The organism is Niabella pedocola (genome assembly GCF_021044425.1).
GTDB lineage: Bacteria > Bacteroidota > Bacteroidia > Chitinophagales > Chitinophagaceae > Niabella > Niabella pedocola.
Window position 1 is genome coordinate 1826238 of the sequence record NZ_JAJNEC010000005.1, and the last position, 21694, is coordinate 1847931.

Consider the following 21694-nt stretch of genomic DNA (forward strand, 5'->3'; position numbering starts at 1 on the left):
TAGCTGTGGCACCGCGGCATCACTTCAAATGCGGGCTTTTAAAGCCGAGTTTTTTTAGTCCGCGCTGCACGTCTTTATCTTTCATAAACCATTTCCACAACAACCCTGTACGGTAATTCTCAATCATCAGGATGGTTGCTCCCTGGTTGATGGCCAGGTGCGAAGTGGCAAACCATTTTCGTGTTTCGTTGTAGCTTTCGGCGAAACCGTATTTGCCCCAGATCTTATCGCCCAGCACTTCATAAAAATACCGCAGGGCAGCCATGGCTTCTTTTGGAAGATAGGGCATACTGCAGAGCGCCGCCGCACAACAGATGGTACCATTATCCTTTACCGGTGAATGTTCCCGGTATCTTCTTTTATAATCACAGGCCGATAATCCCCAGGAATGTTTGCCATAGTTTTTGTAGCGTTTGGGATTAGCTACACAATACCGGTAGTTGATCCGCGCATGGGCCTTGTTTTGCCGTGCATAGTCCGTAAAGCTGTCTTTCAGTCCTCGGGGATCCAGCCCGGTAAAACTATAATGGGCAAAGAACAACGGGCCGCCCAGGTCTGGTCCCAGCGGTAACCTTGCCCGGTAAAAAGCCTTTCCGTTTTTCATAGCTCCGTTCCGGGCCCAGCCGCATTCGTACACTTTTTTTGAAATGGAATGCTCCGGAGCTGCTGCGGCCAGTATGTAGGTGATGAGGGCCTCATTGTACCCCTCTATCGGCAAATTCATGGCCCAATGGTATTCCGGACTCCAGTGCCAGTACAATACATCACGCCCTCGCGTAAACCAGTTCCATTCCACCTGCTTCCAGAGTTCAGTGATGGTTGTGCGGATCGTCTGCTCTTCCTTGTTCCTCCGGTTAAAGTATTGCCGCACCGTTAGCAGCCCCAGGAATAAAAAGGCTGTTTCCACCAGATCGGCACCATCATCTTTTTTTGCAAACGGAATGGTTTTGCCGGTACGTCCGTTCAGCCAGTGGGAGAACGCCCCATGGTGTTTCTCCGCCCGGTTTAAAAAGGAAAGGATCTTCAACAAACGGGTTACGGCCTGGGTGCGATTAATCCATTTTCGTTCCGTTGCCACGATCAGGGCCATTACGCCAAAACCGGAGCCTCCGGTGGTGATCACCTCTTTATAATGCTCATGATCCCGTTCCCGGGGCAGGCCGCAAGTTGGGTGGGCAAAGTCCCAGAAATAGGAAAAGGTTTGCCGCTGCACCAAGTCCAGCAATGCATTATCAGTTAAACGGGCCGGGGGTTTTTGTTGTGTCATGCTTATTTTTGATAGGCATTGGTAAAACCCAGTTTCTTTAATCCGCTCTGCACCTCGGGGCAGCTCATGAACAGGTTCCAGAGCAGGCCCGTCCGGTAGTTCTCAATCATCACTACGATAGGTCCCTGGTCAATGGCCAGGTGACTTTTTGCATACCAGTTCTTGGTTTCATTGAAGGCATCCGTAAACCCGTATTCGGTCCATATTTTATCACCCAGTGTACCATAAAAATACCGCAGCGCCTTCATCGATTGCTGCGGCGTGTACGGAAATGCAGACAAGGCCGCCGTGGGTGTAATAGTGCCGTTATCATTGGCGGGCTGATGGGCGTCATACCCACCGGGGTCATCACTGGCCGTAAGCCCCCAGCAATGTTCACCATACCCTTTAAATGCCTTTGGATTGTCTACACAATACGAATAATTAATGAGCGTGTGATGTTGATTCTGCATCCAGTAATCCGCATACTGATCTTTTAACCCTTTTGGACTGAGCCCCAGGAAGGAATAATGCGAAAAGAACAACGGGCCGCCATAATCAAAACCCAGTGGCAGGGTATAGTTATAAAATGTTTTTCCATTTTTGAAAAAATTGCTTTGCGCCCATCCCCGGTCATACACCCGCCGGCTTACGGGATAACGCTCTGCGGAGGCGGCCAGCACATAGGTGATCAGGCATTCATTAAACCCTCTTAACGGGAAGTTCATGGCCCAACCGTTATTCGGGCTCCAATGCCAGTACAGCACTTCCTGCCCATCACGGGTAAACCAATCCCACTCCACCTCATTCCATAATCCGTTGATACGGCCGCGCAATTCTCTTTCCAGGGGAAGGTCCTTATCAAAATACTGGCGCACGCATAATAATCCCTCCCATAAAAACGAAGATTCCACCAGATCGGCGCCATCGTCCTTCCGGCTGAATGGAATGGTTTTGCCTGTTGCCCCGTCGTACCAATGCGGGAACACTCCGTGGTAGGAATCGGCCTTAGACAGCCACTTTACCATTTTCAGCAGGAACCGCGCAGCGGTATCGCGCCCGATCCATCCCCGGTTCACACCTACAACAATGGCCATTACTCCAAAACCCGTACCACCGGTGGTTACTACCTCCTGGCCATAGCTGAACGACTGATTGCTTCGTTCCCGGGCCATACCGCTTACCGGGTGCGCAAAGTCCCAGAAATAACGCAGGGTTTGTTTCTGAACCAGGTCTACCAATGCCGAATCGGAGATCTGCTTATCGATCTTTAAGGTATAGGGAATACCGCCGGATTTATTTGCCGTTTTTTGGGCGAACGAAAAAACCGGAAGTAACAGCAGAACAAAAATGTATCGTTTAAACATATTTAAAATTACTTTTTTTACATAAAATCACAGGTCCTATCCGCTTAAAACCACGTGCATTGCCGATTACGCCCTAGCTTTTATGCAGGGAGCCGCTCCTACCAAACCATCGTCAATACTGATTTTGCGGCTATTGTTACCAGGGCTTGTTTATTCTTATAACGGATATTAACGGTATCTGGAACAGCAGCTTCATTTAACGCGATCAGTACGTTCTTACCGTCGGGCCGTAAGAACGCCACATTCGGAACAACGCCGTCGGCGCTGCTTTCAATTCTTACTGAACCGGGCGGTACAAATTTGGAAGCGTGTGCGATGATATAGTACGAAACATTTCGGAACACAGACGAGCCGTTGATCGTAAGTGCCCCTTTACATTGGGTACAGCCCCCTGGTGTATGCAGCTCATACGACGGGTCATTAGCCAGGTTCCATTCCAATGCCGTTTTACTCCAGTTACGCATGGTTCCAATGATCACGTTTTTGATATGCCATTGCAGGTCTCCGTCAAAACTGCCCTTTGACCCCGTCCATTGTTCCGTGAAATAAAGATTTTTTTGGGGAAAATCATGATGCAGCCGGCCCATGGCTCCTACCTCACCTGCATAAAGGTGAAACGCCGCACCATCTACATATGAAGCCGCTTCCGCATCTTTATAAATGACAGCCGGGTAATCCGGCCGGTCCAGATTATGATCGTAAACCACAATTTTTGTGCGTAGCCCCGCGGTTCTGAAAGCCGGTCCCAGGCTATGTTTTATAAAATCCCGCTGTGCTTCAGCGGTCATATACATGCTGGGGTTGTTACCCGGATGTAACGGTTCGTTCTGCGGTGTAATGGCATCAATTGAAATGCCCCGGGCCTTCATCGCCCGGAGGTAGGTTACAAAGTAAGTAGCATAGGCATCGTAATATTCCGGCTTCAGACGACCGCCTTTACTTTGTTGATTGTCCTTCATCCACAGGGGTGCACTCCAGGGCGTTGCAATGATTTTTATGGCAGGATTGATGGCAAGGATCGCCTTCAGCAACGGTATTAACGCTGTCGTATCGGAAGCCAGGCTGAATCCTGATTGCTTCACATCGGTTTGCCCTTCCGGCAGATCATTATAGCTGAACACCGATGCATCCAGGTCTGAGGCCCCCATGCTGATGCGGAGGTAGCTGACCGCTATAGACCGGGTATCGTTCGAAAACAGCTCCTTTAACATTGCGGTCCTGGAAGCCGCATCCATTTGCCAGATGAGCTGCGCACTGCCACCGGTGAGGGTGTATCCAAATCCGTCCACGGTTTGATAACGCCGGCGTTCATCCACATCCAGCACGGGGTAACTGTTCTGCTCCGTTGTAAAACGAATTCCCGGTCCCGGTTGTTTTTCGAGCAAAGCGGTTTGGTCTGCCTTTGTGATCCAGATCCCCGCTCCGTCAGTATCCCGTGTATTGCCGGAACCGTTTTCCGGCTCCCGCGCGGCAATGCCGATGAATGTAAAAAGCACGAAAAGGACCCGGAGTGTTTTGTTCATTACTCAACCGTTTTTTTAGTTTGAAAAAGTAAATCCCAGTTTTTGCAGACCGGCCGTCACCTCGGGTGCACTCATAAACAACTGCCACAGCAAGCCCGACCGGTAGTTTTCCAGCATCACCACCACCGGTCCCTGGTCTATTGCCAGGAAGGCGTCATCGAACCAGGCTCCGCCGTTTTTAAGTACATCCAGTGAAAACGCGTCTGTAAAGCCGTATGCTTTCCAAAGTCTGTCGCCCAACACGTAATAGTAAAAATGCAATGCGGCCATGGATTCCTTTGGTGTATAAGGAAACGAGGACAACGCTGCAGTGGGCGCAATAAATCCCCGGTCATTTGTGGGGGAACCTGCCGTGTATCCGTCCCGGATGTTACTGGCCGTAAGTCCCCATACCGAATCACTATACCCATAATAGCCGGCCGGGTTGGTGCGGCAATACGTATAGTTGATCAGCGTATGATTTTTGTTCTGTGTGAAATACTGGGCATATGCATCCGTAAGCCCATTGGGATTTAACCCAAGGAAGGAATAATGCGCAAAAAACAACGGACCTCCGTAATCCGGCCCCAGCGGCAGCGGATAGGTGTAAAACACTTTGCCGTTCCTGATCCCGCCGTTCCTCGCCCATCCTTCATCATATGCCGTTTTTGGAATGGCACTATTCTTTGAGCCCGCCGCCAGCACGTAGGTGATCAGGCATTCATTCCACCCCTGGATCTTCAGGTTCATCGCCCAGGCTTTATCCGGACTCCAGTGCCAGTACAGTACCGGCTGGTTGTTCTGCTGAAACCAGTTCCACTCCACGTTGCCGATAATGGTATTGATATCTGCCCGGAGGTTTACTTCATCTATGTCCGAGCCGTTAAAATACTGCCGGGCACAGATCAGCCCCTGAACGAGGAAGGCCGTTTCCACAAGATCTGCCCCGTCATCATCGGCGCTAAAAGGGATCACCGCACCGGTAGCACCATTTAACCAATGGGGATAGGCCCCATGAAAGGTTTGCGCTGTATGCATTAAGAACTGCGTTATTCTCCGGACCTGCTCCAGGCCCGCCGCCTTTGTTATAAACGCCCGCTCCACACCCGTCAGCAATGCCATAATGCCAAATCCCGTGCCGCCTGTTGTAACGATATCCGGCGGATGTTTTGATCCTTCCCGGATCATACCCGAAACCGGGTGTGCGAAATCCCGGAAATAGTTCAGGGTTCTTTTCTGAATGGTGTCCAGTAAGGCATTGTCTGTAATAACCGGAAATTTCCGGGAAGAGTCGATGGAAGTTGCAAAATCCCTGCTAACCGCTGAAACCAGGCTTCCGCCAGAGGCGCTTTTCAACGCAGTACTAACGGAAAATGTATATTTTTCCAGATGCCGGAGCTGATGCCCCGGTTTGAACAGGGCGGTGGAATCGTTCTCAGCAAAAGTTACGGACAACGGTACGTCTGCATCGCCTGCATCTTTTAAACGCACGGATTGCAGCACGGCATTGCGTTGCAGGGGAGCCGAACATTTTACCCGGATCTGCGGATCGGTATTTATATTGTTGACCGATGTGGCTACCGGTTGACCGTTGATCGTGATCGCTGTAATTTCAATACGGTCGTTTTGTGCTCCGGTTTTATTATTTTTTTTACAGGATAAAAGCGAAACACCACTAATCAAAAGACCGGTATAAAAAAAGCGCTTCATTTCAATAGTGCAATATTGAGGCTAACTCCGTTATTTTTGATCCTTACCTAAATAATATAATGCTTTAATATTAGCGGCAGACAGCGGCTTGCTGAAGACCCTCAGGTCATCGATCATACCGGTCATGGGTGCTACATTTGCATCGGAACCCGGCACCTTACCGGGAATGCCGTTATAATTTGAACCGATGATGATCTCATTCGGTTCAAACGCATTAAACAGATTGTTGCCGGTACCCCTATTGGGGAAATTACCCACTTTAACACCATTTAACCAGTTATCAAACACCCCGGTATTGCCATCGTAGGTGAGCACGATATGGTTCCAGTTATTCAGATTGGTTTTATCCAACACATTGTTCAGGTTGTCCTGTGTTCCGGCGGTAACCGTTGTAAACGTTGGATTAATACGCAATACCGAGTCATTGGTAGCCGGGTAGCCATTCGTGTTCAATAAGAAATTGATACACCCCGTAACTGATACATCCTTCCGGGCCAGTTGCAGGATCATGGTACGCTTGCTTCCATTGTTTTTTACTTTTACCCAAACACTGATGCTCCATGATTTAAAAACACTGGTTTTAAATGCATCAAACTGTTTTGCAAAATATACATAACCGCCGCTGAGACTGAGTGCCTTGCCTTTTATTCCTCCATCAACGGTGGTTGCATTTGCTGCTTGTGTTGGAGCGGTGTTGGAAATCGTTTCATTATTGTTATCATCAAAATTCCAGTAAGCAACCAAAAATTTCTTAAACACCTCGTCCGAACTGCTGTAGCCACCGGTAGGTGGCAGGGGATCGCCGGGCGTAAAATCGTCGTCGTAATTGGCCTTTATACAGGAACCAAGCAGCACCATTAAGAGCAGTGCAATATATCCGTTAAGTTTTACAGTTGTCATAACAAAAAATTAAACCGGTTAGTAATTGGGGTTTTGCTTCAGCTTGCCGCCGCTCAGATCTATTTGCGACTGCGGAATCGGGAATACTTCATTCTTTCCGGTAGTAAAGCCTTTGGACGCTAACAAACCGGAGGCCCGGCCCTGTCTTACCAGGTCAAAAAAGCGGTCCGATTCCATCCCCAGCTCTGTCCGTCTTTCCTTCCAGATATTGTCTTCCGTAGCCGGCACGGCAGACAAACCGGCCCGTGTTCTTATCCGTGTAAGCGGCGTAAGTGCATCCTGTCCTACATGCATAGCGGCTTCCGCATTGATCAATAATACTTCGGCAAACCGGATCACCCGGATGTTCTTGGGTTTGTTGTCTTTGTCGTTTATAGAACCGTTACAGGCGATTGTTTCTTTAAATGGGCTATGATACGCTTTATAATTGTAGCGTTGATTTTCGACCAGGTTCTGAGCAGGGATCGTAAATCCGTCCCATAAAATAGTGGGGTTGGTCGGATTTATAAAAATGATCGTTCCATTTTTTCTTTTATCGTCCGACTCGTAGGCATTCGCCAGATCTGCGGAGGGCGTATTTAAACCAAAACCAAGATCACCGCTGTATACCTTACCATCAACAACGTTATTGGGCCAGCCGCCCTTTGCTCTTGGTCCCTGGAAATTGCTGAAGTTGGCGCTCACCGCATCACATTTACCATCTGTGGCCCTGCTGGGTCCTGTTTGTACTTCAAAAATAGATTCGATGTTATTTGCACCGGCTTCCCGGAACATCACCGCATAATCCGCCGCGAGGTCATATTTATTTGATTGTATAACGGCTGATGAAAGATCATATGCTTTTTGCCAGTCTTTCAGATACATAAATACTTTTGCCAGTAACGCCTGGGCGGCACCCTTGGTGGCTCTGCCTGCCTGTGTTCCCGCTGTGCCTTTTACCGGCAGGTTGTCTACTGCTATCTGCAAATCTTCCTTGATAAAATTGTAGATTTCCTCTGGGGTGGCTTTTACCTGGAACTGATCGCTGTTCGCTTCCGACAGTTGCGGTACACGATCCAGTTTAGGTACACCGCCAAATGCCCGCACCAGGTTAAAATAAAAGAATCCTCTTAAAAACCGTACTTCCCCAATGAGGCGTTTTTTGAGATCTTCGTCAATCGTACTTTCGTTCAGGATCGCCAACGCGCCGTTGGCACGGGCAATACCCGTATAATACGCACCCCAAACGTCGTTAAAAATGACGGTATTGGACGTAAACTTAAACTCATCTACATCTCCGGTATTAAACCCGTTGTCGGTAGGTGTGCTTCCCTTATCGGCATCATCTGATGCCACGCTGCCTAACACTACCCATTTTACCCCCAGCAACCCCTGGTCATAGAGTATATTATAAACACCGGCCGCAAGTTTTTGCGCGGCATCCGGATCCACCAGCACCTGCTCTCTTGTTAGTTTGCCCTGGGGCGGCACTTCCAGAAAGCTCTTTCCGCATCCCATGCCTGCAATGATCAGCAGCGAACTGATTATCATTGAATATTTATAATTCTTTTTCATAATTCGATTACTTTAAATAACATTAAAAGCTTGCATTGATACCAAAGGCAAAAGTTCTGGTAGCGGGATAGGTTTCTCTTTCGATACCTGCATCCAGGATGCCTCCACTCAGAATTTCGGGTGTGAACCCGCTATAGTGTGTAAACGTGAACAGGTTCTGGGAAGTTACATAGAGCCGGAGCCGGCTGATTCCTGCTCTTTCAATCCAATTACCGGAAAACGTGTAGCCTAATGTTACATTATTAATTCTGAAAAAATTTCCGTTTTCGAGGAAGTACGTCGAGTTGGGCAATGGCCCCAACGTAGCTCTCGGTACCTTGTTGCTGGGATTATTGAGCGTCCACCGGTCGTTTACAACGGCCGCCTCAATGTTATCTTTGGTATCCGTACCCCGCAGGGCTTTTTTTCCATTATAGATCTTGCTTCCGGATGTTCCGTATGTACCAATACTAAAGTCCCAGTTCTTATTGCTGATACTTCCATTGGCACCATAGGTCATCCGCGGCTGATAGGCTCCGCTGAACGCCCGGTCAAAATCGTTAATCACCCCGTCCGGTGCTCCCTGGGGACCGCTCAGGTCTTTATAACGGATGTCGCCAACGGAAGCGCCCGGCTGCGCGGAATTGGTAATTTCATCCAGGCTCTGGAAGATCCCATCCATCTGCAGCAGGTAAAAGCTTCCAATCGCATGCCCGTTATCGGAAAGCGTGGTGAAGCCTCCGTTTAAATTTCCATTAAACAAGGGCTGACCGCCTCCAAAATCCAATACTTTATTGTTATTGAATGCAAGGTTACCGCCAATGGAGTACCGCCAGTCTGTACCAAATTTATCTGCCCAGTTAAGACTGAACTCCATCCCTGTATTTTGAAACGAGGCGGCATTGGTATGCAGCTGGTCGTCTCCAAAAATTTTGGGGATATTCACCACGGTCAATGCCTCCTTTGCCTTCTTATTATAGTAATCAATGGTACCGCTCAGCCGGCTGTTTAAGGTGGCAAAGTCGATACCTATATCTGTTTCATCGGTTACTTCCCAATGCAGGTTGGGATCGGCGATATCATCAAACGTAACCGTAACATATCTTGTGCCGTCGAAATAATAGGGTTTTGATGTATTGGCAATGATCTGGTACAACGAAGAGGGGATGCCATCATTGCCCACATGGCCCCAGCTTGCCCTGATTTTGAAATCATTCAACACATCCTGGTTTTGCATAAATACTTCCCGGGCAACATTCCAGGCAGCACCTACAGAGGGGAAATACCCCCAGCGCTGACCACTTCCAAATCTTGAGGTGCCATCGGCCCTTATGGAAGCGGTTAATGAATACCGCTCGTCAAAGGAATACATTAACCGGGACAGGTATGAATTCCGTGCCCATTTATCGCCTTCATTGTTCACCGTTTGGGATCCCGGCGTGCCTGCGTTCAGATACCACTGATCCTTGTTTACCGGAACATTTATTGCCGTTCCCCGCTCTGAATTGCTTCTGAATTCTTCGGCGGTCATGCCTACCAGGAAGGTGATATTGTGCCGGTCGAACCGCTTGGCAAAAGTTACCGTATTATCCCATACATACCGGAAGTTGTCGTTTTTTTCCAGGGCCAGCTGGCTGTTGGCCCGCTGCTGGTTACCGCCGCCGGTAAGAAAGGTTACGGTATCGCTGAGAAATGCATAATCATAGGTTCTGTTCTTGATAAAATTTGCATCGATTCCCATACTCGACTTTAGGGTTAACCATTCAACAGGCTTGTATTCCAGTGTTCCGGCACCCTGAATCCGGTTGGTCTGGAACAGTGAACTCGTTTTATCGATGCTTACCAGGGGGTTCGAAACGTTGTTAGCCAGCGAGGTGTTTCCGTAACGGCTGCCCACTTTTGCCGGCACAATGGGTGCTGCCCTGTATGCACTTTGAAAGGCGCCAGCGTTAGGCCCGTCATCCTTCGAATTGGTAAAAGAGAGCAGGGTGGAAAACTTCAGTTTTTTGGAAATAATATACTCGTTATTGGATCTTAACGTAAACCGTTTGAAGTCATTTCCTTTCTGAATGCCCTGATCGGTCAGATAACCCGCGCTCAAAAAATAGGTAACGTTGTCGCCGCCCCCGGATATAGATAAATTATGGTTTTGTTGGAAGCCCTTTTGCAGGATGGCATCATACCAGTCGGTGTTGGCCCCGGTTAATGCGCTGCGCCGGATAACGCTGTCTCCGGTTCCGAAGCTGATATTTGCTTCATTCAGGTAGCCCGCATACTGGTTGGCCCCTGCCATATCCACCAATTTGGAAGCCTCCCGCAACCCGATATTCATATCATAACTCAGCTTCATCTTTCCTTTGCGGCCTTTCTTCGTGGTAATCAGCACCACTCCATTGGCCGCACGCATACCATAGATGGCCGTAGAACTGGCATCTTTCAGGATCTCCATGGTAACGATATCATTGTTATTGATGTTCCGGATATCATCGGTGATTACTCCATCCACCACATAAAGTGGTTCCGCACCGGAGAGCGTGGATCCGGTTCCTCTGATCCGCAGTTTGGGAGCCGCGTTGGGCTGACCGGAACTGATTACCTGAACACCGGATACTTTTCCCTGTAACGCCTGTGTGGGTGTTTGTACCGGTTGTTTTGCCAGTTCCTCTCCCTTCACAGATGCCACGGATCCTGTAAGCTCGCGTTTCCGGGCCGTACCATAACCAATCACCACTACCTGGTCCATCACCTGCTGGGAAGCGATCAATGTAATGTTCACCTGCGTATTACCGTTTAGTGGGTACTCCTGGGCGTCATAACCCACCATTGAAAACACCAACGTGCTGTTGGCATCCGGAACAGAAAGCGTAAATGCACCTTCAACATTGGTAACTGTACCGATCGTGGTTCCTTTTACCTGTACCGAAACTCCTGATAAGGGTGCACCGGAACTATCCGTTACTTTACCGGTAACGGTTATTGCTTTTTTTTCCAGCGGGTTTTCCCGGAGCACAATCAGGTCATTCGCCATCAGCTGAAAGGTCATATCCGTATAAAAGAGCAGCTGGGGAAGGACCTCCTCAATTGTTGCATCCCTTGCGTTGAGGGTTACTTTTGATCGCATCGCCGGAAGGTCATTGTTATACAAAAACCGGTACGAAGTTTTTGCCTCAATTGAACGCAGCACTTCCGCCAGTTCTGTTTTCTTTACTTTTAAATGGATGCGCTGCTGCCCAAAACCGCTGGCATGGATATGAAAGGTAAAGAACAGGAGAAACAGCATCGTCAATTTCATGGCAAGTAAAACTTTTTTTGTTTGTGGAGACCGTGTCCCCCTTGTTAAGCATCTCATGTGATAAATATTGCATTTTTAATAATATCACATAAAGCATTCGTTATATCGCTTCATGTAAAGTTAACACATCTTTGTGGCGGCCGCTTACTCCTGAACGCATGCGCTCAACAGGCGTTTCCGTTTACCGCGATGAACCAATCCAGACCTCGTTATCCTTCATTTTATAGTTAAACGCGTTGGCTAGTTTTAATGCCTCCAGGGCCTGGGCAATCGTTTCTTTTTCAAACGATCCGTTAAAACGCAATCCTTTTACGGTTTCATCGGTAAAGTGAATCGTTACATTATACCACTGTTCCATTTTTTGGGCCAGGGCTTCAAAATCATCTCCCCGGAACTCGAGCCGGTTATACATCCAGGCCGTTTCCGTACGTGCCTCTATAGCCTTTGTGCTGTCAATCGCCTCAATTTTCAGGGCTTCCTGTGTTCCGCCGGCAACCGGCTGCACTGCTACAAGCGTATTGGGAATCACCAGCTTCTGGTTGGGATAAAGCAACACCGGCTGAAAGCTGTCGGCTCCATCGTGCTTGGTAACACGGATCAGTCCCCTGTATAATACGGCAGTGGTAATCTTTTCATTGGCATACGCTTTTACATTAAAAGCGGTTCCCAGTACATTTATATCGATATTGCCCGCATGAACAATAAACGGGCGTTTGACACCTGTTTCCGTTTGGGCATGCACCACATCAAAAAAAGCCTCCCCTTCCAGTTTTACTTCCCGGGTGCTGCCTTTAAAATCCGTTACAAAAAACAGGCGGGATCCCCCATTCAGCCAAACCCTGGTTCCATCCGGCAGCGTTACCTGCTTCCGGGCTCCTTTAGCGGTGGCCGATGCCAACCGGAAGGTACCCTGCCGTTCCCGGGCGGGCGCATGCAGCTGCATCACACCCCAGCAAACTAGTACCATTACGGCAGCTGCAGCCGCACCATAGTAGTACAGCCGGCCCCGGACGTTTTTCTTACGGGGGTGCAGCAATGAAATGGGGGATTCCGTCTTTGCCAGGAGTATCCGCACCTGCTCCGCATGGTCGTCGTTTACGGCATGACCGTCACCTTCCGACCGCTTGAGCAACAGATGCAACAGCTCATACTGCTGCTGAAGCTCCGGATGCGTAGTAAGATACTCCTGCAACTCCTGTCTTTCAGACGCCTGCGCTTCTCCGTAGATAACGCGCGCCATCAGATTCCATATGAAATCATCATTTCTCATGTATAATAAGCAAATGGATTGCCCATATTAATGAAGGACAGCAACCGGTGCATGATCTACTATACCGGATACAAAAATTTTTATTTTTTTTTCAGGGGGGCTTTTTGACGCACGTATTGTGCAATACCCAGCGCTTCGCTGATGCGCCTTACGGCCGTAGCCATTTGCACATCGATGGTGTTTACGGATATATTTAAGATTTCGGCTACTTCTTTGTAACGCAATCCATCCTCCCGAACGAGTTTGAAGATCATTTTACAGCGCGGCGGCAGTTGTTCTACGGCACTGTTTACCCGGCGAAGCATTTCGGCGGTAACTACCTGCGTAAACGGATCGCTGCCAATGGCCGCTACAGACGTGGTGGTTTCATCCAGCCCGGATACCATCCACTCCCGGGCCTTTACAGATAACTTGTTCAGCGATTGATTTTTTACCGCCACATACAAATAAACGGCGGGATTATGGATATCTGTTATTCGGGCACGATTCAGCCACATCCTGGTAAACACATCCTCTACCACTTCATTGGCCGTATCCGGAAGTCGCACCAGCGTCAACGAAAAATGATATAACCGCTTATAAAACAAACCATACAAACGGGTAAATGCTAATTCGTCTCCTGCTGCAATCCGCTGCCGCAATAAGGGCCATTCATGTTCAATATAGTCTGGGTTGTTAATTGTTCTTAAAAATTAGAACTATAAAGGTAATCAATTCCTAACAACCGTTAGATATATACCGCTCCCAGTTATTTGAATAATTTCTAATAAGTGGGCGGTTCGTATACGAATCCTTTGCATATATTGTTCTTTTTCTCTGCAGAAATGAAGATTATTCATCCACAACCTTATAAATCAGGGATTTATTCGTTAATTTTGGGTGAAATAGCAAAACCGGGCTTGTTTTATTGTAGATCAAATGGATATATTTGTAATTTACGGCTCGATTTTTGAGACGCACCCACATTTTTATTAAGCATGGCTTTAGGACAATCATTACAACAGAAGCTTCTGCAGAAGCTATCCCCCCAGCAGATTCAGTTAATGAAATTGCTGCAGGTGCCTACGGCCAACCTGGAGGAGCGCATCAAGGAGGAAATGGAGGAAAATCCGGCATTAGAGCTGGATGAGGGTAAGCATAGTGACGAAGGGGAAATGAAGGATGAATTTACAGATGGTTCGGACTCACTGGAAGAGCCGGAGCACGGGCAGGATGAATATGATACCATTGACGTAAGTGATTATGTACACGAAGGCGATGATGATATTGCCGATTATAAAACCCGTGAAGATCATTACGGAGATGACGAAAACCGGCAGCTGCCTATTAAAACAGAAACCAGTTTTTACGACACGCTGGAAAACCAGCTGGGACTGCTTTCCCTTTCGGACAAGGAGCGCCAGATTGCACAACATATTATCGGGAGCATTGATGAAGACGGTTATCTGCGCCGTGATACCCCCGCCCTGGTAGATGACCTGGCCTTTCGCCAGAATATCGAAACCACTGCTGAGGAAGTAGAAAGCATTATTCAAAAGATACAGCAGTTTGATCCGGCCGGTGTGGCCGCCCGTGATCTTACGGAATGCCTGCTGCTGCAGCTAAGGCGTCAGAAACAGGAGGGTAAGGATGTAGACAAGGCGATCCTGGCCATTGAAAAGTATTTTGACGAATTTACCAAGAAACATTACGAAAAGATACAGCGCGGATTGGGCTTAACGGAGGATGAGTTACGGGATGTGATGCAGCAGATCGTTAAGCTGAATCCCAAGCCCGGCGGCAATATCGGCGCCGTAAACAAGGCGGAAAGTTATGTTGTACCGGATTTCTTTATTTTGAACAATAACGGGAAACTGGAACTGACGCTCAACAGCCGCAATGCACCGGAACTGCGCATCAGCGAAGGTTACCGGGACATGATGAAAGAGTATGACCGCGGTTCGAAAAAGGATAAACAACAAAAAGAGGCCGTGCTCTTTATCAAACAAAAAATTGATGCCGCCAAATGGTTTATTGATGCCATCCGGCAGCGCCAGCATACCTTGCTGGACACCATGTCCGCCATCATGGAGCACCAGGAAGAATTTTTCCTTACCGGCGATGAAACCACCCTGCGCCCGATGATCCTGAAGGACATCGCTGAAAAAACCAACCTGGATATTTCTACCGTTAGCCGTGTGGCCAACAGCAAATTTGTGCAAACGGAATTTGGAACCTACCGGTTAAAATTCTTCTTTAGTGAATCGCTGAGTACAGACAGCGGTGAGGAGGTATCCACCCGCGAGGTAAAAAAGATCCTTACGGACCTGATCGAAAATGAAAGCAAAAAACATCCGTACAGCGACGAAAAGCTCACCGAGCTGTTACAGGAAAAAGGCTATAATATTGCGCGCCGTACTGTGGCCAAGTACCGCGAACAGCTCAATATTCCGGTAGCAAGGCTTCGGAAAGAGTTAGTATAGCCACGCCACACCGGTACCGGCAACTTCAAAGAAGATCCCCAAAAAATTATGGATCAACGGTTTATTCCGGCGATGCCCTTTTTGTAATTCGCAAAGGACATGTTGCTGATTGTAAATCTGTAATCAAATAGTTTGTACTATTTGATTACAATATCGGTACCTTTTATTGCCAGGGCCCTAAACAGCCAACTAAAAGCCGCTATGGGCGGTTCCGGATCTTTTCCCTATTTCGTAAATCAATTTTCTGATCGCGTAAACCAGCACTTCTGAAGCAGGATACCTTTGCGGGCTGAAACAAAAAACTCCCCAAATGAACCGGTATTGCTACGCATTGCTTTTTTTATTGTCCCTTTTTTTTATCGCCCCGGCTATTGCCCAAACCACAGGAACCGTTAAAGGAAAAATCACCACCTCTGATGGCAAACCCGCTGCAGATGTATCCGTATCCTTAAATAACGGATCGGGTGCGGTGGCAAACACCCGGGGGCAGTATGAGATCCGGAACATAGCACCGGGAACTTATAAAGTACTGGTATCCTTTACAGGCCTGGCCAGCCAGGAGCAGCCGGTTACCATTATTGCCGGTGAAAATGCGGTGGTTAATTTCGTACTCACTGAAAACGAAAAGGAATTGCAAACCGTGGTTATTTCTTCACGCCGTGATAAACAGGCCAGCGAATATGCTGCAAAAATGCCGCTGAAAAATATGGAGAACCCACAGGTATATAACACCGTTTCTGCTGAACTGCTCAACCAGCAGGCCATTACTTCCTATGATGATGCACTGAAGAATGTTCCGGGTATTTTCCGGCTCTGGGAGTCAACCGGAAGAGGTGGTGATGGCGGATCTTATTTCACATTGCGGGGATTTGAATCGCAGGTAACCATGGTAAATGGCCTTCCGGGGCTTACCAACGGGAACCTTGACCCGGCCAACCTGGAGAAAATTGAAGTCCTCAAAGGTCCTTCGGGCACCCTGTTCGGAAGTCCCGTGATCGGTTATGGCGGACTGGTGAACAATGTTACCAAAAAACCTTATGATACCTTTGGCGCCACATTTAATTATATCGGCGGCAGCTTTGGATTGAACCGCCTGACGGCGGATGTGAATCTTCCGTTTACAAAAGAAAAAGGAACCGCCGTCCGGATCAATACCGCCTACCAGCAGGAAAACAGCTTTCAGGACCAGGGATTCCGGAAATCGTTCTTCTTTGCACCAACCCTGGCCTACCGGTTCAATGAAAAACTGTCTTTTTTGCTGGTTACAGAATTTATGCAGGAGGAAAAAACCAATCCCATGATGTTGTTCCTGGGCAGGGATGCACCCTTACAGTTCAAAGATCTCAACGAACTTAACTTCAACAATAAATTGTCATTTACCAGCAACGATCTCCCCATGAAAAACCCGCGCTTCAATCTCCAGGGGCAAATGATCTATAAGTTGTCGCATAACTGGAGCTCCCAAACGGTATTGTCCCGCGGACAGTCCGAGTCCAAAGGATATTACAGTTACGTATATGATAATGAGAATGGCAGAAAGGATTTCGGAGTTTTTGCCACAAAGGAAAATGCGCGCACCACCACTACCGATATCCAGCAGAATTTTACCGGGGATTTTTATATCGGCTCTATGCGGAACCGTATCGTGATCGGGCTTGATTATTTTGGGAGAGAGCAATCTGCCTCGGGAACCGGCTGGGGAAAGATCCATAATGTAACAGCCCAGGGAGCTGTTAACTATACAGATATTGATCCCGAAACCGGGGAGGAAATACCATTACCCGAAGTGTACCTGACCCAACAATCGGTAGACCAGATGCTGGCGGGTACGGGCGCCACCTCCTTTCGCTCAAAGGATAATGCCTACAGCAGCTATTTTTCAAATATCTTAAATATCACCCGCAACCTGATGGCAATGGTGAGCCTGCGCGCCGATTATTTTGATTCCAAAGGCAACCCGGCCGATAAAAGCGATGACTATCACCAATGGGCCCTTTCTCCAAAGTTTGGTTTGGTATATCAGCCGCTGCCGGATAAGATCGCTCTTTTTGGTAACTATATGAACGGCTTCCGGAATATTGCTTCATCCCAGGTAAATGATGCGGAGGGCAAGCCGGTTCCCGGCGAAGTACGGGTTTTTAAACCGGAGCATGCCAACCAGGTAGAATTTGGTATCAAAACGAATTTTGGCGGTGATAAATTCACTTCTACGATCAGCTATTATGATATCCGTGTAGACGACCAGGTATTACCGGATCCTGTAAACACCTTTAATTCCATCCAGGGGGGAAGCACTCGCAGCCGTGGCCTGGAACTGGATATCAGCGCGGCTCCCTTTACAGGCTTTTCTGTTACCGCCGGGTACAGCTATAACGACAGCAAGATATTAAAGGGCCGCGAAGGTGATGTATGGCTGGAAGAAGGCCGCCGCCCCTTTTGGGCAGGCCCGGCCAACCTGGTTAATTTATGGGCGGTTTACAAAATCAGTTCCGGAACAGCTAAAGGGCTGGGCTTTGGACTGGGCGGCAATTATGCCGGCGAAAACCGCATTCTTAACAACACTGCCGTGGGTGTTTTTTCGTTACCCGCCTATACCGTGCTGAATGGATCTGTTTTCTATGATGCCGACCAGTTCCGGGTAGGCTTTAATGTGAACAATTTTACCAATAAGGAATATTACGGCGGCGGCTGGAGTACCGTAAACCCACAGAAACCCAGAAATGTAGCCGTTAGCCTGACGTATAAGCTGTAAACTGTTTTGCCGCAAAGACACGAAGCCACAAAGAATACCCAAAGGGTTTGTTCTCACGGATGACAGAGATTTGCACGGATATATTATTAAGTATTACGTTGAGACCTTTTGTGTACAGCCTGAGAAATCCGCGAGCAAATATCACCTTGCGCTATACCTCGTCGCATAGATAAGCCTACGAATTACACGGATTAGCGCAGATTTTAATGTTTCTGTGCTAATCCGTGTAGCATGTGCGCAATAAAAGCTGCAGTTTATCAGAAGCTATACCGCAACCCGATCTGGAACTGGTAAGGATCGCCCGAAGGCGTAACCACACCGGCGGTATTTACGTTGTACAAGAATTGCCGGGTAGCGGCATCAAAGGCTGTTCCCGATTGCGGTGAATAAATGGCCTGGCTGCCCAGCGTTTTGCTGGACCCCTTGTATTTATTAAAGAAGTTCACTACGTTGAACAGATCTCCTGAAAGTTCCAGGGCATGAGTGCCTGCAATTTTGAATTTCTTTCCCACGTGCAGATCCAGTATCCCAAAGAACCCGTTAATACCGCCATTTCGTGCTGCCATTTGACCATTGTATTTACGGATATAATCTTTAATGCTCTCACTGGCATTGGGATTGTCCAGCACTGCCTGAAGCCCCTTGCGGATGTTTTCGGCAACGGCCGGATCATTGATATCAAAGATATACGCGAGGTCATTGTCGCTGGTTACAAAATCCCCATTACTGTTTACACCGGAACGCAGTGTATAGCGGGTGCCACCCATACCGGTATACCGTACACCAACGGTAAAACCGGCAAAGGTTGGAGAAGTACCGTAAACGACCACTTTATGCCGGAACTGGTTATCGGAATAGGACATATGGCTCAGGTCCCGGGGATCATCCTTCACCGGTAATACCAGTGTGGCTGTGTTAGCCACATTTCCATTATAGGTGGCATTATCTTTATTATCATTCCAGGTATAGCTGGCAGAGATCTCCCCATCCCTGAAATATTGCCAGGTAGCATCAACCACCACTGCAAACTGGTTCACCTTGCCAATGCTGTTCAGCTCCAGTACACGTCCCAGCTTGTTGCTGATACGGCCCTGCTTCCAGTCGGCATTACCGCTGGCGGGCATGGATGCCAGTGGTACAAATACACCCCGGTTATCTTCGTTGGGAATGGTAAAGTAAGGTGTTGTTACCATATTGCGATCGAGGTAGAAGTAGTTGTGCCGGCCCAGCGTCATAAACCCGGTGATGCCGGCTCTAAGGCGACTGGTAATGTATCGGGAGTAAGAGAGGTTGGCCTTATACACCGTAGGCACTTTTACATCCTTTCCGTTCATATTGATGGTGGGTACCTGAAACTGCGGTAATGTAGGCGCCGTGGAAGGGTTGTTGCGGTACCCGTTAAAATCAGGAACCGGAATATCGGCCCCTCTTACATCCACGGTAGCCAGGTGCGTGCCGTCAAATACCAGGTTATTAATCACCATATAGTTGTTCATATCCGATGCGAAGATGCCGGCGCCAAGCCGGATATAATCGGTATGTGCTTCATTAATATCCCAGCTGAACTGCAGGCGGGGTTGTACGATCAGTGAGTTTACCTTGTTATCGGTACGCAATTTCAGTTCATCAAATACCAGTTTGTTAAACGGAGCGGAAGGGTATTTGGCATAATCGATCCGGAGTCCACCCGTAAAATCAAGTCCCTTAGCCAGCCTTGTCTGCAACTGGCCGTAAGCGCCGATATTCCAGATGGATGATGATACTTCCTGGTTAGGACTAATAGGCGCTTCGCGGTAGAAAAGACTGGGTTTGTTGTTGAAAAAATCGGTCAGGCTGTTGTACTCAAATCTTCCGTTCACCTCGCTGCCGTAGATCGACTTTGCAAATGTGCCCATCAGGTCAAACCCAAATACATATTTGATCTTGTCGGTGTTCCAGTAAAAATTATCTACCAGCTGGATCACGTTATTTTTAAAACCCTCCTGGGCAAAGCGATGCCCGCCAAACTGTACATTGGTCTTATACTCTTTTCCGTCAATTACCGAAGGAATGTTCCGGATAATGGCGCGGGGAATATTGGTGCTGGGCAGTTCATCGCCCGGTTCACTGCTTTGATAGGTATGCAGGTACTGCAGCTTCAGTTCATTGGTCATACGGGAGTTGACCGAGGTTCTTAAAGTGGCCAGCAGGCTGTTGTCGCGGTTGTAGTCATTTCCGGCAGATTCATACAGGTTGATCGCCGTGTTATCGATAAGGCCGAGTTTATTTTGATCGCTGGTAAAGTTATTACGGATGGTTAACAGGTTTTTATCATTGATCTGCCAGTCGATCCGAGCAAATGCCGCATCGGAGTTACGTGTTTTGGGGAACGACCCATATTGGGCGTGATTCGATAATCCAAAATGCTGCCGGGCAAAATCGATGAGCTTGTCCAGTGTATCCTTTTTTATTTTTAACCGTAGTTCATCCTGCGGCGTCTGGATATCGGCAATCACCAGGGAACGCTGATCCAGCTGGTGATCCCAGGCTACAAAAAAGTGCAGCTTGTTTTTTATGATGGGGCCGCCCAGTGAAAACCCATATTGATAGGTAGCATAATTGTTATTACGCTTGTTGCCTACAATATCATAACGCGATGACAGTTCATTGGCCCGGCCAAATCCAAAAACGGATCCATGAAAATCATTGGTACCGGATTTTGTTACGGCACTTACCGTTCCGCCACCGCTTCGTCCGTAGGTAACATCATACTGGTTGGTCACTACTTTAAATTCCCTTACGGCCTCAATAGAAATGGAGTAAGGCGCTCCGCTGCGGCTGGTAGTAGGCCCGGCGGAAGTGGGGTTTTTTGCGTTCATTCCATCAATGGTATAGTTGGTAGAGGTGTTCAACTGCCCGGAGATACTACCGTTGCGGCCCGCAAGCGGCGAAAGCTCTGTAAGGTTTGCAAAATTCCGGCCGTTCACCGGCAGCTGGGTCATCAGCCTTGAACCGATGGCTGTGGCGGCCCCAATATTTTCCACTTTTGCCTTAAGCCCGGAGGAAACCGTAACATTTTCCAGGTTTTGCACATTGGTTTCCATCTGCATGTTTACCCGCAGAGCATCACCCTGGTTCAGGAACAGGTTCTCTTTTTTCTGTTCGGTGAACCCCGTAGAAGTGATCTGCACGTAGTATGGGCCACCCAGCGGCATTTCGTTAAAAATATAATTACCTTTGCTATTGGTTAGTGTTGTTTGTTTAAATCCGGTTGACTGGTTATAAACAAGCACGGTTGCGCCTGCTACCGGTTTGTTGTCCGAATCGGTTACCAGGCCGGAGACAGAAGCCTGGGTGGTTTGGGCGGTCAATGTGGTGGCATAAAGCCACATAAAGGTTAGTAGCAGTACAACTGCCCGGATCGGTTTATACATATTGAAAGTTTTTGCAAAAGAAGGGCACCTGTATTACCGGCAGTTCTCTTTAATATTAAGGATCTGTAAATAAACACGAGGGCGTTGACAAATGCAATCATTCACGGAGGTCCGGCGCACCCGGTTCCACACGCAAGAATAGCGCCAAACTCAGTACTGAAACGTTTAACCTGGTTGGTTACTAATGTGGAAACAGGCAGGTTCTGGTGATCAGATTCCCTGGAAAAGAGCTCCAATCCTCCGCTGA

At 48.2% G+C, this 21694-nt stretch carries 12 protein-coding genes; 2 read left to right on the forward strand and 10 right to left on the reverse strand.

Annotation, left to right across the window (positions count from 1 at the left end):
- Nucleotides 1–19 precede the first annotated feature (19 nt).
- The 9 genes from LQ567_RS15190 to LQ567_RS15230 all read right to left on the reverse strand — a co-directional run bounded on the left by LQ567_RS15190 (nucleotide 20) and on the right by LQ567_RS15230 (nucleotide 13461).
- Nucleotides 20–1267 carry a glucoamylase family protein gene (locus LQ567_RS15190; protein ID WP_231005378.1) on the reverse strand — a complete coding sequence of 416 codons (1248 nt, stop codon included), beginning with the start codon at nucleotides 1265–1267 and terminating at the stop codon, nucleotides 20–22.
- A 2-nt stretch (nucleotides 1268–1269) separates the two neighbouring features.
- A complete protein-coding gene (locus tag LQ567_RS15195) occupies nucleotides 1270–2613 on the reverse strand; it encodes a glucoamylase family protein (protein WP_231005379.1) in 1344 nt (447 codons plus the stop codon).
- Nucleotides 2614–2711: 98 nt separating this feature from the next.
- Nucleotides 2712–4136, reverse strand: a complete 1425-nt coding sequence (locus LQ567_RS15200) for a glycoside hydrolase family 30 protein (protein ID WP_231005380.1) — start codon at nucleotides 4134–4136, stop codon at nucleotides 2712–2714.
- 15 nt (nucleotides 4137–4151) lie between these two features.
- Nucleotides 4152–5825, reverse strand: coding sequence for a glucoamylase family protein (locus LQ567_RS15205; protein ID WP_231005381.1), 1674 nt, complete (start codon nucleotides 5823–5825; stop codon nucleotides 4152–4154).
- Between the two features lie 30 nt (nucleotides 5826–5855).
- A complete protein-coding gene (locus tag LQ567_RS15210) occupies nucleotides 5856–6725 on the reverse strand; it encodes a LamG domain-containing protein (protein WP_231005382.1) in 870 nt (289 codons plus the stop codon).
- Nucleotides 6726–6743: 18 nt separating this feature from the next.
- Nucleotides 6744–8255 (reverse strand): RagB/SusD family nutrient uptake outer membrane protein, encoded by a 1512-nt coding sequence (locus LQ567_RS15215; protein WP_231005383.1) that lies wholly within the window; start codon nucleotides 8253–8255, stop codon nucleotides 6744–6746.
- Between the two features lie 46 nt (nucleotides 8256–8301).
- Nucleotides 8302–11550: a SusC/RagA family TonB-linked outer membrane protein gene (locus LQ567_RS15220; RefSeq protein ID WP_231005384.1), complete on the reverse strand. Its 3249-nt coding sequence runs from the start codon at nucleotides 11548–11550 to the stop codon at nucleotides 8302–8304.
- Nucleotides 11551–11731: 181 nt separating this feature from the next.
- A complete protein-coding gene (locus LQ567_RS15225; protein WP_231005385.1) occupies nucleotides 11732–12790 on the reverse strand; it encodes a FecR domain-containing protein in 1059 nt (352 codons plus the stop codon).
- A 110-nt stretch (nucleotides 12791–12900) separates the two neighbouring features.
- Nucleotides 12901–13461 carry an RNA polymerase sigma-70 factor gene (locus tag LQ567_RS15230; protein ID WP_231005386.1) on the reverse strand — a complete coding sequence of 187 codons (561 nt, stop codon included), beginning with the start codon at nucleotides 13459–13461 and terminating at the stop codon, nucleotides 12901–12903.
- A 336-nt stretch (nucleotides 13462–13797) separates the two neighbouring features.
- Here LQ567_RS15230 and rpoN point away from each other — a divergent pair, with 336 nt between their 5' ends.
- Nucleotides 13798–15282: an RNA polymerase factor sigma-54 gene (rpoN, locus tag LQ567_RS15235; RefSeq protein ID WP_262909613.1), complete on the forward strand. Its 1485-nt coding sequence runs from the start codon at nucleotides 13798–13800 to the stop codon at nucleotides 15280–15282.
- Between the two features lie 310 nt (nucleotides 15283–15592).
- On the forward strand, nucleotides 15593–18034 hold the full coding sequence (locus LQ567_RS15240) for a TonB-dependent receptor (protein WP_231005388.1): 2442 nt from the start codon (nucleotides 15593–15595) through the stop codon (nucleotides 18032–18034).
- A gap of 257 nt (nucleotides 18035–18291) precedes the next feature.
- Here the strand turns inward: LQ567_RS15240 and LQ567_RS15245 are convergent, their stop codons facing one another.
- On the reverse strand, nucleotides 18292–21447 hold the full coding sequence (locus LQ567_RS15245; RefSeq protein ID WP_231005389.1) for a TonB-dependent receptor: 3156 nt from the start codon (nucleotides 21445–21447) through the stop codon (nucleotides 18292–18294).
- Between the last annotated feature and the right edge of the window lie 247 nt (nucleotides 21448–21694).

Excerpts from the sequence above, each read along its gene's own strand:
- LQ567_RS15195 (WP_231005379.1), bottom strand. The coding sequence starts at position 2,613 with ATGTTTAAACGATACATTTTTGTTCTGCTGTTACTTCCGGTTTTTTCG.
- LQ567_RS15200 (WP_231005380.1), bottom strand. The coding sequence starts at position 4,136 with ATGAACAAAACACTCCGGGTCCTTTTCGTGCTTTTTACATTCATCGGC.
- LQ567_RS15215 (WP_231005383.1), bottom strand. The coding sequence starts at position 8,255 with ATGATAATCAGTTCGCTGCTGATCATTGCAGGCATGGGATGCGGAAAG.
- LQ567_RS15220 (WP_231005384.1), bottom strand. The coding sequence starts at position 11,550 with ATGAAATTGACGATGCTGTTTCTCCTGTTCTTTACCTTTCATATCCAT.
- LQ567_RS15205 (WP_231005381.1), bottom strand. The coding sequence starts at position 5,825 with ATGAAGCGCTTTTTTTATACCGGTCTTTTGATTAGTGGTGTTTCGCTT.
- LQ567_RS15190 (WP_231005378.1), bottom strand. The coding sequence starts at position 1,267 with ATGACACAACAAAAACCCCCGGCCCGTTTAACTGATAATGCATTGCTG.
- LQ567_RS15210 (WP_231005382.1), bottom strand. The coding sequence starts at position 6,725 with ATGACAACTGTAAAACTTAACGGATATATTGCACTGCTCTTAATGGTG.
- LQ567_RS15240 (WP_231005388.1), top strand. The coding sequence starts at position 15,593 with ATGAACCGGTATTGCTACGCATTGCTTTTTTTATTGTCCCTTTTTTTT.
- rpoN (WP_262909613.1), top strand. The coding sequence starts at position 13,798 with ATGGCTTTAGGACAATCATTACAACAGAAGCTTCTGCAGAAGCTATCC.
- LQ567_RS15225 (WP_231005385.1), bottom strand. The coding sequence starts at position 12,790 with ATGGCGCGCGTTATCTACGGAGAAGCGCAGGCGTCTGAAAGACAGGAG.
- LQ567_RS15245 (WP_231005389.1), bottom strand. The coding sequence starts at position 21,447 with ATGTATAAACCGATCCGGGCAGTTGTACTGCTACTAACCTTTATGTGG.